We start from the raw sequence: 15126 nt of genomic DNA, 5'->3' as shown, positions 1-15126 counted from the left end.
TCAAAAAAAAGGCTTCGCACCACCAATGACTTAATCATTCAAAAATTAATGATCTTGTATTCCCAGTATAGTAGCATAACCTTATCGATTTCCCCAAGAAGGAATTACCTCTTTAACGTTGCCATGATTCCCCCTCTGCTCCCATGCGATCATTCAAATACTAGTACCAATGAAAAAAAGCCACCTGAAGAGGAAATGCCTTTCAGGTGGCTCAATGACTTGGGATCCAGAACTCATTTCTTCTCTGAGAGATCCAGCAGCTTCACATTTTTATACCAAACTTTATGACCGTGATCCTGAAATCCAAGATATCCCTTTCTAGGAAAGTCTTTCACAGCAGCCTTAAACTTATGCTTTGAACCGTCCAGCCTTTTTCCTGGTTGAGTCCACTCGTCCGCATCCAGACTGGCAACAACTTTTCCATTCACAGCGACACTAATATGTGGCCCCTGGCAGGTAATCTCAATATTGGTCCATTCACCGGGTGCGCTTGCCCGGTTCTCTGCTGGAGCAACAAGGTCATAAATCGCTCCAAAATCATGCATACCAGTCCCTTTCCCACTCAGAATCTGAGCCTCAAACCCAGTCTGAACCGGGTCTTTCAAATTACCAATGCGAAAGAAAATTCCTGAGTTGCATTCTTTCGGCATTTTTACATCACATTTGAATTTAAAATCACTAAACGGCTTGTCGTAAACGATTAGATAACCACCTGATTTATAAGGAACCAGAGCCCCATCTTCGATGGGAGCCGCAATCGGCTTGCCGTTATTACATTTCCATCCTGCATAGTTTTTCCCGTTAAACAGCAACTTCCAACCAGCGGCTTTCTCAGTAGCAGAAAGTTTATTATCAGTGGCAGAAACACTATCACCTGCCAAATCCAGTTTCGCGAGTTTCTTATTTGCTGCTCTTTCTGCTTTTTCGAGAACACTCGCAAGCGTGACCTCAGCTCCTCCCTGACGCTTACTTTCGTCGGCGGCTTCCATGAAGCTATAGATTTCCAGTGTTTCCTCTTCACTCACAGGTGGTTTACCCGAACGGAAAAATTTGACAATTTCGACCAGCAGAGGCTTGTAGCCATCGTAGCCACCGACTGCCACTTCCCCGTTCTCGCCAACAGCAGTTCCGCCATACCCTTTGGGAGTTCCCTTGCGTACACCAGAGAATTGTCCCACCCTTCCCCCAGCCCATCGTCCGACGACTTCATCACGATCAGCATTGCTGACTGTCCTTTTAACTGATTGGCAGCCTGGCCCCATCACAGTAAACAGAGTTTCTACACCATGAATTCCATACCAGAAGAGACTGGGATGTGTTTTCTCTAAAGAACAAGGGCTATGCGTACTGCATTTAGTAATCTTTCCCTCTTCACCATTTCTCAGACGCTGTGCCCCTTTCGAAAAACGAAGAGAAGACGAGGAAAACATGGGAGTGTTATATTTGCGCGAAAGCTCAAACAGTGCAACGGCATCAGTAAGTGAACCGGCAATGGGCTTATCAATAAAAACTGGTTTACCCGCTTGAAATACAGGAATCGCTTGCTCTAAATGGGGACGCCCGTCGTTAGTTTCCAGAAAAACTACGTCTACTTTCTTAAGTAGGTCGTCAATGGAATCAACAATCTCGACCCCCATTTTTTTGACGTCTTCCGTATATTTTGGAACACGAGATACGCTGGACTCAATATCGGGGCTTCCCTTCGGGTAGGCAGCGACTATCCGCACACCGGCCAGTTCTCCCTCGGGAGTTCCAGTATTAAGCATTTTCGTGAAAGCGATTGCATGGGAAGTATCGAGCCCAATAATGCCTGCCTTTAATTCTTTTTTAGCCTCTGCAGCCATCAAAGAACTGTTAAACGCCACTGACAGTACCAATAACGAAAGAGTTGTCAGGCTGAATAGCCGTTTCAAAAGTCCCGAGTTCATAATGATCCTCAATCAAGTGTGACAGGTAAGCAAGCAGGAAACTGGCAGGAAAAGCAATACCCTTTAAACAATAGTAGAATCGCTTTGGTTTCCTTATGAATGTTTATAAATTCGATTATTGCAAACTCCGATTACGAAATGCAATCAAACAAAGGCTTTGAGTCTGAAATTTCGAGTAACCGAGAGTAAAAAAATTTGAACCATCGCTAAAAGTCTTACTAAAAAACGACTTGAGACGTTTAATTCAATAAAAGATTAAAAGAAATCACATCAAAAAATATGTAATAGGGAGTTCTTGTTTCAATTGAAGCTACTTGTTCAACATCAATCTGAGTAATCCTTCCCATTCAGACTATCAACTACTGAGTGCTGCCAATCAAGCAGACCTGCTTTCATCTTCCGAAATCGCTTGGGGTCAACTTTGGAAAGATCTTTTTTCTCAGAATGGTCTTGAGCAAGATTATAAAGCGTATATTGAGACTGATTCTTTTTAGAAATCATTTTTAATAATTTATAATCACCATCAATCCAAGCTGCTGCTCCCGGTAAGTCGTCCTTTGAGTACTTTGTTTTTAGACTGGCAGCCTCCGCATCGGGAACTGGGCCTTCAGGATTCGGCTTTTCTGGCGTCTGTTGTTGTTTTAGATTAAGCAATATTTCTGTACTACGTTTGGGATGCCCTTTAGCAGGATAGGTCCAGAATCCCATTGGCTTGGAACGTGAAGTCATTTGTCCTTCTATCAGCGGCAAAAGGCTGACACCATCCAAATGAGGTTGATGTGAAACTTTCGCTCCGGTAACAGCCAGAACAGTTGGATAAATATCGATAGTCCCACAGGGTACATTGGTAACTTCCGGTTTTTGAATTTGGGCAGGCCACTCGATGATTGAAGGCACACGAATGCCGCCCTCCCAGAGATTCCCTTTCCACCCGGCAAGTCCTCCCGTAGCCTGTGAACGAGAGTCTTCTTTTTTAAATCGAGGAGGACGAGGTCCATTGTCACTGGTAAACCAGAGAAGTGTGTTTTCTGCTAACCCTAAATCTCTTAACTGTCGACGTAAATGCCCCATGGCTCGATCGACGCCGGTAATCTCGCCAAAATAGTTTTGAAAATCTGCTGACTGGTTCTGATAAAGATCTTTTAATTCGGAAGTCGCTTCATGAGGTGTATGAGGATTTCCAAACCAGATTACAGCAAGGAATGGCTTCTCCTTCATCTTTGATTGTTTGATAAACTCAAGTGCGGCATCAACGGTTACACGTGAACTCTCCCCTTTCAACTGAATCACAGTTCCATTGTGACTCATATAAGGGTCGTTTTCATAAAAATTTGGACTTGAAACCCACTCATCAAAACCACTGTTTCCAGGGGACACGGGACTATTTGCCTGCACTGATCCCAGATGCCACTTGCCAAAGTGCCCTGTCGTATATCCCGCCGACTTGACGGCTTCCGCAACTGTCACTTCCTGTGGCCTGAGTGTGTGCCCCCAACTGAAACAAGCAAATCGATTGGGATGTCTTCCTGTGAGAAAGCTCCCTCGTGTTGGCGAACAGACAGGAGCCGCGGCATAAAACCGATCAAAGCGAAGCCCACTGGCAGCCATATCATCAAGATGGGGAGTTTTGAGGATCGAATGACCATTGAAACTAGTTTCGCCCCAACCTTGATCGTCGGTCATACAAAGAATGATATTCGGACGGCTGGCTGGCTTTTGAACCGCACCTACAGAATGTGTGGCACTGCTTATGCAAAAACAACAAAACAAAATGACGATAAAAACTCTACCATGAAAATTCATATCATGCCTCTGATTTGAAAGACATCAGTGAGAAATAACCATATAGGAGATCTGCTCTATCCTGTTCCAATTTGAAGGAGGCGCCAAGGAATTTCACCCTCCCATATCGATTTTCCAGAAAGTTCTTTCATATTATTTAATAGATTGCTGAAAGTTCATACGAAGTTTATGTTTTACTCCAGGCCAGTTTTGATTAAAAACAGCTTAACCTCAGTACAAAATGCTCTAAAGCAGTTTCTGTTTTGTTTGCTACTTGATTGCATCGATCTCACCTGCTCGGCTATACTTCTGCATAACAGCTTGACCTTCCTCTGGGCTGACGTCGATTGACTGCTTTTGAGCTACCAAAAGCATAACGGCTTCACACAAAAATAGAGGAATCACTCTATCCGAATGTCAATCACGCTACACATGATTTTCAATTTCAAAAAATCAGTACAGCAAATTACATCAGAGGAACGAATTGCGAAATGAAACCGACAAAACACAATGGACCATATTTTGTCGGTGTTGATATTGGTGGCACAAACATCAAGGTTGGCATTGTAGATGACTCAGGACAAACTCTCTCGTTTTGCAAAACTAAAACCGAAGTAGTCAAAGGAGTTGATACTGGCATACAAAATCTTTATCACGCGATCCAAGACGTTTTGTCAGACTGTAAATTTACGATGGACGACGTCAAAGCAATTGGCATTGCTACACCAGGCACGATGGATATACCTGGTGGAAAACTGGTAAATCCTCCTAATCTACCAACCTGGAAAGATTTTCCGATTCGGCAGGTCATCTGCGATCATTACTCAGGGAAAAAAACGATACTTCAAAACGATGCCAATGCAGCTGCTTACGGAGAATATTGGGTAGGCGGTGCACAGAAAGCACAGAGCCTGGTTTTCTGGACGTTGGGTACAGGAATCGGCTGTGGTATCATTATCGATGAAATGATCATTGAAGGTCGACATTCACATGGAGGTGAATGCGGCCATATGATTATTCAAATGACAAATGGACGCTTGTGTGATTCGGGCCAATATGGAACACTCGAGGCATATGCAGGAGCTAAGTCTCTGGTACGTCGTTGTCAGGAGCAACTCGATTCAGGATGTGCTTCCAGCTTGAACGAACGATTGCAAGAAGGAATCAAACTGACACCACTATTAATTGCGCAGGAAGCAGAACAAAATGATGAGCTATCCAACGAACTGATTATGGATTCCGCCATGTATCTGGGAGTGGGGACAACCACACTAATGCATACCATTGACCCGGACATGGTTCTATTTGGAGGTGCTGCCACATTTGGAGGTAAGGATTCCGTATTGGGACAACGCTTTATGGACCGGATCCGTGAAGAAGTAAAAATAAGAGCGTTTAGAGTTCCATATGAAAATACCATCATTGACTTTGCAACTCTCGGATCTGACGCTGGTTATATCGGCGCAGCCGGTTGTGCTCGACGAGCCAGCCTGAAAACTGATTCACAATAAACGTCAATATTCCCAGGCGATATTGCCCGGACTTTTTTAAATAAGAATAATGAGATCCACTCAATGGCTACCGAGACACGTTTGATTCGTAACTTTTCGATCGTAGCACACATCGATCACGGAAAGAGTACACTCGCTGATCAATTACTTCTGAAGACTGGTGCAATCACTGCCAGAGAATTCAAAGCCCAAATTCTGGACGATTTACAAATTGAACAAGAGCGTGGTATTACTGTCAAAGCCCGTACGGTCGCCATTTATCATGAGTACAAGGGAGAAACCTACGAATTAAATCTCATTGATACTCCCGGACATGTGGATTTTCATTATGAGGTTTCCCGTAGTCTGGCAGCCTGTGAAGGCGCTCTGTTATTAGTCGATGCCTTTCAAGGGGTGCAGGCACAAACCGTCGCGAATGCTTATGCAGCCATTAATTCAGATTTGGCAATCATCCCCGTTGTTAACAAAATTGATTTACCAGTAACGCGCATTGATGAAGTTCTCGAAGAAGTCGAAACGGTTATCGGTCTGGATCCGACCGAAGCCTTGATGGTCAGTGCGAAAAATGGAATCGGTATTGAAGAAGTACTAGACGCGATTGTTGAACGTATTGAACCTCCCAAAGGTAAAGCCGACGCCCCCCTGCGGGCACTTGTCTTCGATAGTAAATACGACCACTATCGCGGTGTTGTTACCTACGTTCGTATCATAGAGGGCACAATTGAAAAAGGACAAACCGTTGTCTTAATGCGTGGTGGTGCAAAGCTCGACATTATAGAAATTGGTCAATTTACACCTCAGATGACGGCCGCGAAATCACTTGGCCCCGGGCAAGTAGGTTACCTGGTCAGTGGTGCCAAAGAACTGAGCCACGTACATGTGGGCGACACAATTGCTAATCCGAAAGACCTGCCACCAGAACCGTTACCGGGATACCAAAAACCACAGCAAATGGTTTTCTGTGGTATGTATCCAATTGAAGCTACAGACTTCGAAAAGTTGCGTGAAGAGTTACAAAAGCTCAGTTTAAATGACGCCAGCTTCAGTTTTGTTCCTGAAACGAGTGATGCCCTGGGTTTTGGCTTCCGCTGTGGTTTTCTGGGGATGCTGCATATGGAAATTATTCAGCAAAGACTGGAACAGGAATTTAATATTGATCTGTTGCAAACTGCGCCAAACGTAACCTATGAAATCTTAGAACGAAATGGTGACATTTTACATATCGATAACCCACAAACAGTTCCCGATGCCAGTAGGATTGAGGAATTCCGTGAGCCAATCGCTCTGGTGACATTCATCTTGCCAGCAGAAAGTATCGGCACCATTATGCAGTTATGCGCAGACCGCCGAGGAATTTATAAAAATACGGAGTACCTGGGTACTAATCGTGCACAACTGGTTTATGAATTACCTTTGGCGGAAATTGTGTATGACATGTATGACCGACTCAAAAGCGCCACGCGCGGTTATGGAACAATGGATTATGAAATCATTGGATTCCGCCCAGCAGATCTGGTGAAAATGGATATCCTCGTAAAATCGGAAAAGGTCGATGCTCTTTCCACAATTGTCCACCGCACACAATCGGAACGCAGAGGTCGTGCTTTAGTAAAACGTCTGAAAGAAGAAATCTCGAAACATCAATTTGAAATCCCGGTTCAGGCAGCCATCGGTGGAAAGATTATTGCGCGAGAAACCATTAAAGCATTGCGTAAAAATGTCACTGCGAAATGCTATGGTGGCGATATTACCAGAAAACGAAAACTGTGGGAGAAGCAGAAAGAAGGTAAAAAACGTCTTAAACAATTTGGTCAAGTCGAGATTCCACAGAAAGCATTCCTGGCAGTCCTCGATGCGACTAAGGATGAGTAACTAAGACCTAATGTTGCTCAAAAGTATGTGGGAACAAAAAGCAAGCAACACTATTGTCGTGTGTTATTCAACCTGCTCGAGTAATTCTTCCAATTCTTTTGTGCAAGCTTTCATTGAAATGACAGCCTGTTGAAAATTAGTATGCAATGAAGCGTTAGGAGCGTCCACTGCAAATTGATCAGTCGCCTGACGCAGCTTCCTCATTTTTTTTCGCAGCATTTTAAGATAGGCGTCAAGATCATCTACACGCGTTTCCAAAGCCCTTGATGTATCGAACACAGCACGAGTGATATTCATCAGCTCCGGAAAATCATCGATCTCGTCACTATGTTTGACGAAAGTACGTACCATCCAGGCATGAGCCAATAAAATCTGACAACGATCAACAACTTCTTGCTTGCTATAGGACATTAACGTAGAGGTATCTTTAATTCGAGCATCAACTATTCTGTGACATACACTTGCGAGTTACTGGGGCTCCGAAACAATCAATATATTATTGTAGTCGGGTACACCGACATTCCAAGTCGAATGAAGCTGATCGGTCTATCAGCATAAAATACAATCGCACATCCAATTTAACCATAGCGGCTTCAAAGCGATGATACGAAATCCAAACAGGCCTGGAGACGCTACAATAAACCTGGATACAGACTAAATCGCATGAGTGAAATCGTCGCCACGATAATATTCGTAAAACAGTCGACCAATTTCATCACTCAAACGAGAGAGATATTCTTTCTTGAACTTGGAAAAGGTAACTTCCGAAGTTGCTCTGGGAGCACGGAGCGGATAAGTAGAAGTAATTTCCTTGCTGTAAAGTTTTTCACCTTCCCCGTCCTCGTCCATTTCATAAACGGTCACCATTCCTTCCGCGTGACCACGATACAGATCAGAGCTGTTTTCCTCATACAAACTGTATTCATGTAATTCGACATGAATCACATAAGTCACATCAAAAGCTTCGCCGATTTCTTCGGGCTTATCCCAATCAGGATTTTCATCCAACCAAGCCCGAATACGATCTGGATTGACCACTTTCACTCCATGACTATGTAAGCGAAATGTGGTGTATTTGGCCAAGTCATTGTGAAGACCATCGAAGTTATACTGCAGTTCCAAAGGGGCATAACAAACAATGGCAACGGTCACATCCTTATCCGTCATTGATTTTTGTGTCTGAGCATCGAAGTCTGGCTCAATAGAGGGCGGGCCACCAATCAAGTACCCCAACAGGATGAAATAATTACAACCAGACATGGTCGTACATAACACCAATACCATCACAAGTTTGGTGATCGTATTAAAAAACTGTTTATGAAATCGTTGTCCGAACGAAAAAAATGTCATCGTGTGATCCTTCACAACTCCGAAATAAGTTTTGGACGCAATCTTTGGATGATTACAGGAAAAACTAGATATCAGCTCCTGTCCGATAGTTATAGAAGAAACGACCAATCTGATCTGCAATGCGATCCAAGTATTTTTTCCTGAATACTTTTGGTGATTCTGACTCAATAGACACAGGTAAGTGACTGGGATACTCGGAAGTATATTCACTGGCAAACACTTCCAAGGCTCGTTTGATTCCGTCTATCTCGCGGACTTCATATGCTGAAACAGTCCCAAATGCTTTTCCTCGTAGTAAGTTGGGGCTGTTTGGCTCTCGGTAATCAAATTCATCTATGTCGACATGAATAATATAGTCGGCATCAAAATTTTCTGCTAATTCATCAACGTTGTTCCAAACGCCGCCATTGTCATCCAGCCAGGTAGCAACCTTACCAGTATCCATCACATTCACATCATTGCGACGTAAACGATAAGTAATCTGTTCCAGCAAATCGTAATTTAAAGAGGGATAATCCGAACGAATGGATTCCGGTGTCGAACAGATGACGAGAACTTTTTTATCTTCTTCAGACAGATCAACCTTGGTGGTTCTACTGAACTCACAAGTTTGGAGCGGATCGCCAAAAAACATTTTGCCCGCCATGACGTATAAAGAGCACCCACTGGCCCCCAAGCAAACCAGTGCTAGCAAGAAGACTGACAAACAGTACTGGTTCAATGAACCTGTTTTTTTTATCTGTATTGAATTCCGCATATTTTCTGCCGTCCTTGGCATAAACCGAAATAGCTACTCAAGAAATGATTTTGGATTAAACGCGAGAGGAACTTAATTGTCACCGGGAATCCGGAAAATATATTATTTTAAAAGGCCAGCCGAAAAAACCACTCCATCAGGGTGATAGTGACTAAACCACACATCAACCAGAGTAAGCAACTTTCAGGGTTTGAGACCAACCAGAGTCGCTTATGATAAACACTGATCCAGGACCAGGGGATCATCACAAGACAAACGACTGCCAGAACCAAACCAGAAGTATTGGCCTGAGCAGACTGACGGATCTGACCTCGAACAAAATGTGAAAAGGAAGTTGTCATCCCACAACTGGGACAGGGAATGGATAATCGATTTCGTATGACACAAGGTGCAAAACCAAGTTTTTGATGGGTACCGAACCCACGTGAGTCCGGCTTTATTTGAACTGCAAGGCTAAATCCGGCAATCAAAAACAGACTCCAACCAATTAACAGCATCTGAAGTCTCCATCCAATTCGTTTTCCCGAATCAGATGCAAGAACAGCCGATAATCGTTCATTGCCTGTATTGTTTGTTGCAGGTTTTAGGTCGAAATTCATTATGAGATTGAGAGAGGCCGATGTTTAACAGTTCTCTTATTTTACTGCAAGACCATTTCAAAAAAATGTCATCCCTGAATCAAGACAAATACACAGCCTCACTGCTGAATCCCTACCTTTATTATTGGGGACCTGTCCAAACTCCTTCGTAAACTTCTACCGCAGGTCCCGTCATAAACACTTCATCTGATTCAGACCACTCTAATCGTAAGTCACCACCAGGTAAATGGATAAGCACATTGCGTTCGGTACGTCCTGTTAAGACTCCTGCAACAGCTGAGGCACACGCACCAGTCCCACAAGCCTGGGTTTCTCCTGAACCCCGTTCCCAAACGCGCATTATCATCTCGTTCTGTGAAATAATTTCGATGAATTCAGCATTGATTCGCTTGGGAAACATCGGATGGACTTCCACCTGAGGACCTATTTCATGCACCCAATAATCGGTAATCTCATCCACGAAAGACACACAATGCGGGTTCCCCATTGAAACACAAGTAACCTGAATTGTCTGATCCCCCACCTGCAAATCCGCATTCACGGGAGGATCTCCGGTGAGCAGTGTCGGAATTTCAGAGCTGTTTAAAATCGGTCTCCCCATATTCACGCGAACCTGGCTGACTCTTTGATCAATGATGTCGAGATCGAGGCTCAGAATGCCTGCACCCGTCTCAATCTTTAGTGTCTGAGACTGTACAATGCCATGATCATAAACGTACTTCGCAACACAACGAATTCCATTACCACACATTTCTGATTCACTACCATCGGCATTGAACATTCGCATCTGCGCATCTGCTTTTTCAGAAGGACAAATCAAAATTAAACCATCGGAGCCGATCCCCTTATGTCGATCACTGACCTGTTTTGCCAAATTCGGAATGTCTTGAGGAAGGATTTCTTTAAAACAGTTAACATAGACGTAGTCGTTTCCTGCTCCCTGCATCTTGGTGAATTTCATTGTAGATTTCTATTTTTGAACAAAAAAACTTGTGATTGATGAAACGAAGAAATGTTTATTCGTTTGACTTCAAACCAACAAAAATGCTTCGTCGTAATGCATTATCGCGACTTGAAAACTCTTCTTGGCTTCCGGGCAAAACATTTTCCAGCGTCGTCGCCATCATATGGAATTTCGCATCGACATCATCAGCATAATGTACCAACAAAGCTTCTGGAGTGTGAGGAGCAATCGGAGATCCCCATTCGGGTAAATTCTGATGTGCTACTATGAGATGCTCTAGACGTAATAACATTTCGGGATTGAGTCCTTCTATTTTTACAGCATGTTCGCGAACCAAATCGCGTCCTAATAAAATATGACCAACCAGGCGTCCAGCCGGTGTATACTGAGAACCATGCGGCTTATATTCCAACTCCCTCAATTTCCCAATGTCATGCAAAATAGCACCTGCAACAACTAATGATTTATTCAAAGGTGGCTGCATCTTCTGATAGTATGCCAGATACTTATCTGCCAAATAGCAAGCGGTTTTCGTTACTGACAAAACATGTTCAAGAAAGCCTCCTGTAAATGCATGATGGTTTTTGCTTGCTGCCGCGATTGTCTTGATTTGTTCTTCGTAAGCCGAAAGAATATCCAACACTAAATTTCTCAAAGGCACATCACTGATTTCTGTATTTGTGATTTCAGTCAGTTCCTGGAACATTTCCTCACTCGAAAAGCGAGATCTTTTAAAATAGAAACCAGGATCAAAACCATCCGCCTCATCGTCCGCATTAGCCAAACGAATTCGATCAATGTCTAATTGAGGACCATACTTACTCTCATCATACCGAGCACGAACTTTGTAAAATTCTCCTTCTGTCCAATTCGACTCACAATCTTCAAACCAGGTGGTGTCACTCCAAATCATTGCTGTTGCTGTAATACTGTTATCTCGGAAATGAGCGCGAAAGTACGGTTTACCATCTCTGGTTATAGATCGCTCTTTGGAAACCAGTAGAACAAAGCTGTCTGCAAACTGTCCTGGCTTCATTTCGCTCAGCAACATTACTTGGTGCGGTGAATTCATGCATCCTGTCTCAGCAACTTATAAACAATAAAAGTAGGAGGAGCTTCCATTCTAAAGCCGTGATGTAATTAGTGCAAAAGGCACTAGCATTAGAAGCAACCTCATAACAGACATTTAAGTCCAATTATGGGGCCTCATCTGCTGCACAGATTCCGAATAAGTTCAGGTATATTCATTATGGAAATATTGACATAAAATGATATTAGTATGATACTTACAAAAAACACTTAGATAAAATATCTTAGATAATAAAAGCATCTCGGAAAATATAAAACTTCTGCTATAATAGAGAGAGGTTGAAATAGAGTGAGAGGCTCGCTTTTTCCCAAATCAAAGTTTGAATTGGGGCCACTTTCTATTAATTAATAAGTATCACCAAAAAGTTAATCTACCAAACAATTTTTAAACTGGAGACTTTTTTCCATGGCTGTCACAATTACTGAAAATGCTTCCAAAGAATTGAAGCGATTTATGGAAGACCAGAAGATGGGCGATGGTTCTTTATTGAGAATCGGAATCGTTTCTGGTGGTTGCAGTGGATTCCAATATGATTTCCGCTTTGTCGATGAAATCGATGAAGAAAATGATACGGTGTCTGAACAACACGGTGTCAAAGTGGTTGTAGACAAAAAAAGCGGTCTTTACTTAGATGGTACAACCGTAGATTTCTACGAAAGCCTGGAAAAACGCGGATTTACCTTTGAAAATCCGAATGCAGTCAAATCTTGCGGGTGTGGAAGCAGCTTCTCTGCGTAATTGAGAGATGTTTTTCTCCCCATTTTATAACAGTACCTGAAATCTTCATAAATTTTGCCGAGGAGCAGAGAATGCTCCTCGGTTTTCTTTGTTTTTAGGTTGTTCTTGTTTACAGTTTAGATTTGATTATTCCACATCTATAGATCAGGCCTCATAGTAGTCTCATTTGCGGATTGCATAGTAGTCCTGTAAATTCTTCTAAAAGCCTTACCCATTAAAAAATCTATTTGATTAGAATCCTTATTCACAATGGCTTGCTATGCCAAAACCAAACGTTCATACAACTAAGGAATAAAAACAATGAAGCTGGAAGGGCGAAATGCGCTCGTAACAGGTGCCTCGCGTGGAATCGGTCGTGGCTGTGCGATTGAAATGGCCAAAGCAGGAGCAAACGTCGCAATCAATTACCGATCTCATCCTGAAGAAGCAGAGACCGCAGCAGAAGAAGCACGATCATTTGGCGTCAAAGCAATCACAATTCAGGCCGATGTCTCAGACCAACAATCTGTAGATGCTGCCGTTTCAACAGTCGCGGAAGAGTTTGGGAGCCTCGATTTATTTGTTTCTAATTCTGCTTATAGTGATCGAGAGCTGATTCTCGAAGCGGATATGGAAGGCTTCAAAAAAACCATAGATGTGACAATGTGGGGCGCGTTCTTTGGTGTCCGTGCTGCGGCACAACAAATGACGAAGCAAGGAGAGGGAGGATCTATCGTTGTGATTAGTTCTCCGCATGCAGTAATTGCAATTCCCACTTCAGCTGCCTACAACATGGCCAAAGCGGCAATTGATCACATGGCGAGAACCGCTGCCATTGAATTTGCCCCGTACAGAATCCGCGTAAACACTGTTCACCCAGGTTGGATTGATACTCCGGGAGAAAGAAAATTCTTCACTGATGAACAACTTGAAGCAGGAGCAGAAAATATCCCCTGGAAACGACTGGGGAGCCCCAATGAAGTTGGAAAGCTTGTTACATTTCTCTCCAGTGGTGATGCTGATTATATGACAGGAGGTACAACTACTATCGATGGCGGGATCAGTCTGCCCTGGTGGTCAAATCGAGCCGAAGGGGGACAATAGCCTCAGAGCAAACGGGTACATCCAATCCTTCTTTTTTAGACAAGCCAAGACCCCTAACCCCTTAATTAATAAAGACTTCAGGTTGGACTGGTCCTTTGATTCTGTATGAGCTACACTACGTCTCATCCTGAGCTACATAAGAGAACCCAAACTAAAAAAGAGTAATTTTTCAGTTAATTGGCTACAAAGCCTAATATCCAGCGCTGAAAAACGAAAATCATTTACTAAGAACATTTTATAATAACAGTGCTAGAGGGTCCTAAAATGACGGAAAGCCACAACAAAATTGAATTGAAAAATCCTGTTGTCGCTGCAATTTTAGCATTCCTTATTCCTGGTGCAGGTCACTTTTACCAAGGAAGGACATTTAAAGCAGCCATTTACTGTTTCTGTATCTTGAGTACGTTCTTTTGTGGTATGGCATTAGGAGACTGGAAGACCGTTTATTATCAGTCAGAGCCAGGTAAAAGAAACCTGGGGTATTTTGCACAAGTAGGTGTTGGCTTACCTGCACTACCCGCTTTGATACAAACTTCGCGTTATAATAAAGTTGTTTCACCGATTAGACTTGGCCAAAATGACTTTGACGCTAACTATTTTGACTCACACCCCTATCATCAGGAAATGCCCTTAGAAGCTCCTTTTGAGGGAACACTCTTAGACCGTACTGATGATGGCAAAAACATTAGTGGGCAATTAGAGGGTTCCATTAAATTAAAAACAGTTCCTGGTGAGTTTGGCACTGAAATTACCGGTGTTTTTGAAGGGACTTTGGATAATAAGCCGATCTCGGCATTAAACCTGTCTGATCCTGTAGGAATAGGTTTACCATTGGGAGGCAACCAACGACGAGTACTTGAATGTGCTGTCGTTCGAGAAGTCAATGGACGTCGGACAGACACAGGCCACATTGAAGGATCGATTCCCAGGCCCTTTTTAAACTGGTTTGAAATGCCTTTAAGTAATCAAGAACTTGATGATATCAATAAGAAGCTCGGGAAACGTTATGAATTTGCCGTCGTATTCACGTGGATCGCAGGATTGTTAAACCTACTGGTAATCTGGGATGCATTTGAAGGGCCAGCTTATGGAAGAGGTGACGAAGAAGAAGCGGCACCAAAAGACAAAGAAAAGACAAACTCGAAATGCTAGTAAACATTTCCAGACCCAAATCAGTTAATAATCACCTTTCAGAAAAACAAAGATTAATTATGTCTGTTCCATTCGTGCTAGCAAATCAGATCAATGCAGTTGTCTATCTTATTCCACTTTTAGCTGTGATTAGTCTTGTATATAATGCGACTCGGTACGAAATCCCCCAAGTGATCATTCAACGTTCAATTCGTTTTTTCTTCACTGCCATCATTATTATGGGAGCTTTGATGACTTTATTAGCACTACTTTCCTGGAACCTTTAAATTGACGGGCTACCTGCATCTAATTTCATTCAAA

At 42.9% G+C, this 15126-nt stretch carries 14 protein-coding genes; 6 read left to right on the top strand and 8 right to left on the bottom strand.

All coding sequences use genetic code 11. The annotated features are described in order from the left end of the window. Positions 1-233: 233 nt before the first annotated feature. Positions 234-1928, bottom strand: a complete 1695-nt coding sequence (locus V202x_RS27340; protein ID WP_197993185.1) for a family 16 glycoside hydrolase — start codon at positions 1926-1928, stop codon at positions 234-236. Positions 1929-2252: 324 nt separating this feature from the next. Continuing rightward, positions 2253-3731 carry a sulfatase-like hydrolase/transferase gene (locus V202x_RS02660; protein WP_145170948.1) on the bottom strand — a complete coding sequence of 493 codons (1479 nt, stop codon included), beginning with the start codon at positions 3729-3731 and terminating at the stop codon, positions 2253-2255. 470 nt (positions 3732-4201) lie between these two features. Here V202x_RS02660 and V202x_RS02655 point away from each other — a divergent pair, with 470 nt between their 5' ends. Then, positions 4202-5221, top strand: a complete 1020-nt coding sequence (locus tag V202x_RS02655) for an ROK family protein (RefSeq protein WP_145170946.1) — start codon at positions 4202-4204, stop codon at positions 5219-5221. A 63-nt stretch (positions 5222-5284) separates the two neighbouring features. Continuing rightward, positions 5285-7093: a translation elongation factor 4 gene (lepA, locus tag V202x_RS02650; RefSeq protein ID WP_145170944.1), complete on the top strand. Its 1809-nt coding sequence runs from the start codon at positions 5285-5287 to the stop codon at positions 7091-7093. Positions 7094-7156: 63 nt separating this feature from the next. Here lepA and V202x_RS02645 read toward each other — a convergent pair whose 3' ends face one another. From V202x_RS02645 to V202x_RS02620, 6 genes are all read right to left on the bottom strand, one after another. Continuing rightward, positions 7157-7504 carry an amidohydrolase gene (locus tag V202x_RS02645; protein ID WP_145170942.1) on the bottom strand — a complete coding sequence of 116 codons (348 nt, stop codon included), beginning with the start codon at positions 7502-7504 and terminating at the stop codon, positions 7157-7159. A gap of 243 nt (positions 7505-7747) precedes the next feature. Then, positions 7748-8443 (bottom strand): hypothetical protein, encoded by a 696-nt coding sequence (locus V202x_RS02640; RefSeq protein ID WP_145170940.1) that lies wholly within the window; start codon positions 8441-8443, stop codon positions 7748-7750. A 64-nt stretch (positions 8444-8507) separates the two neighbouring features. Next, positions 8508-9089 (bottom strand): hypothetical protein, encoded by a 582-nt coding sequence (locus V202x_RS02635; protein ID WP_145170938.1) that lies wholly within the window; start codon positions 9087-9089, stop codon positions 8508-8510. Between the two features lie 218 nt (positions 9090-9307). After that, positions 9308-9697: a DUF2752 domain-containing protein gene (locus V202x_RS02630; protein WP_197993184.1), complete on the bottom strand. Its 390-nt coding sequence runs from the start codon at positions 9695-9697 to the stop codon at positions 9308-9310. Between the two features lie 223 nt (positions 9698-9920). Further along, the gene (gene dapF, locus V202x_RS02625; protein ID WP_145170935.1) at positions 9921-10760 is read right to left on the bottom strand and encodes a diaminopimelate epimerase; all 840 of its coding nucleotides are present in this window, start codon (positions 10758-10760) and stop codon (positions 9921-9923) included. A 55-nt stretch (positions 10761-10815) separates the two neighbouring features. After that, complete coding sequence (locus tag V202x_RS02620) at positions 10816-11835, bottom strand: 3'-5' exoribonuclease YhaM family protein (RefSeq protein WP_145170933.1); 1020 nt, start codon at positions 11833-11835, stop codon at positions 10816-10818. Positions 11836-12258: 423 nt separating this feature from the next. Between V202x_RS02620 and V202x_RS02615 the strand changes: the two genes are divergently transcribed. From V202x_RS02615 to V202x_RS02600, 4 genes are all read left to right on the top strand, one after another. After that, positions 12259-12591, top strand: coding sequence for a HesB/IscA family protein (locus tag V202x_RS02615; RefSeq protein WP_145170931.1), 333 nt, complete (start codon positions 12259-12261; stop codon positions 12589-12591). A gap of 300 nt (positions 12592-12891) precedes the next feature. Further along, entirely contained in the window at positions 12892-13674 is a 783-nt protein-coding gene (locus tag V202x_RS02610; RefSeq protein ID WP_144981137.1) for an SDR family NAD(P)-dependent oxidoreductase, read from the top strand. A gap of 264 nt (positions 13675-13938) precedes the next feature. Beyond that, positions 13939-14826, top strand: a complete 888-nt coding sequence (locus V202x_RS02605; RefSeq protein WP_145170929.1) for a DUF6677 family protein — start codon at positions 13939-13941, stop codon at positions 14824-14826. 59 nt (positions 14827-14885) lie between these two features. Beyond that, positions 14886-15092 carry a hypothetical protein gene (locus V202x_RS02600; protein WP_145170927.1) on the top strand — a complete coding sequence of 69 codons (207 nt, stop codon included), beginning with the start codon at positions 14886-14888 and terminating at the stop codon, positions 15090-15092. The last annotated feature ends 34 nt before the right edge of the window (positions 15093-15126 follow it).

The organism is Gimesia aquarii, from assembly GCF_007748175.1.
GTDB classification, from domain to species: domain Bacteria; phylum Planctomycetota; class Planctomycetia; order Planctomycetales; family Planctomycetaceae; genus Gimesia; species Gimesia aquarii_A.
Note: the sequence above shows the minus strand (reverse complement) of the source record. Positions and strands in the feature narration are given on the sequence as shown.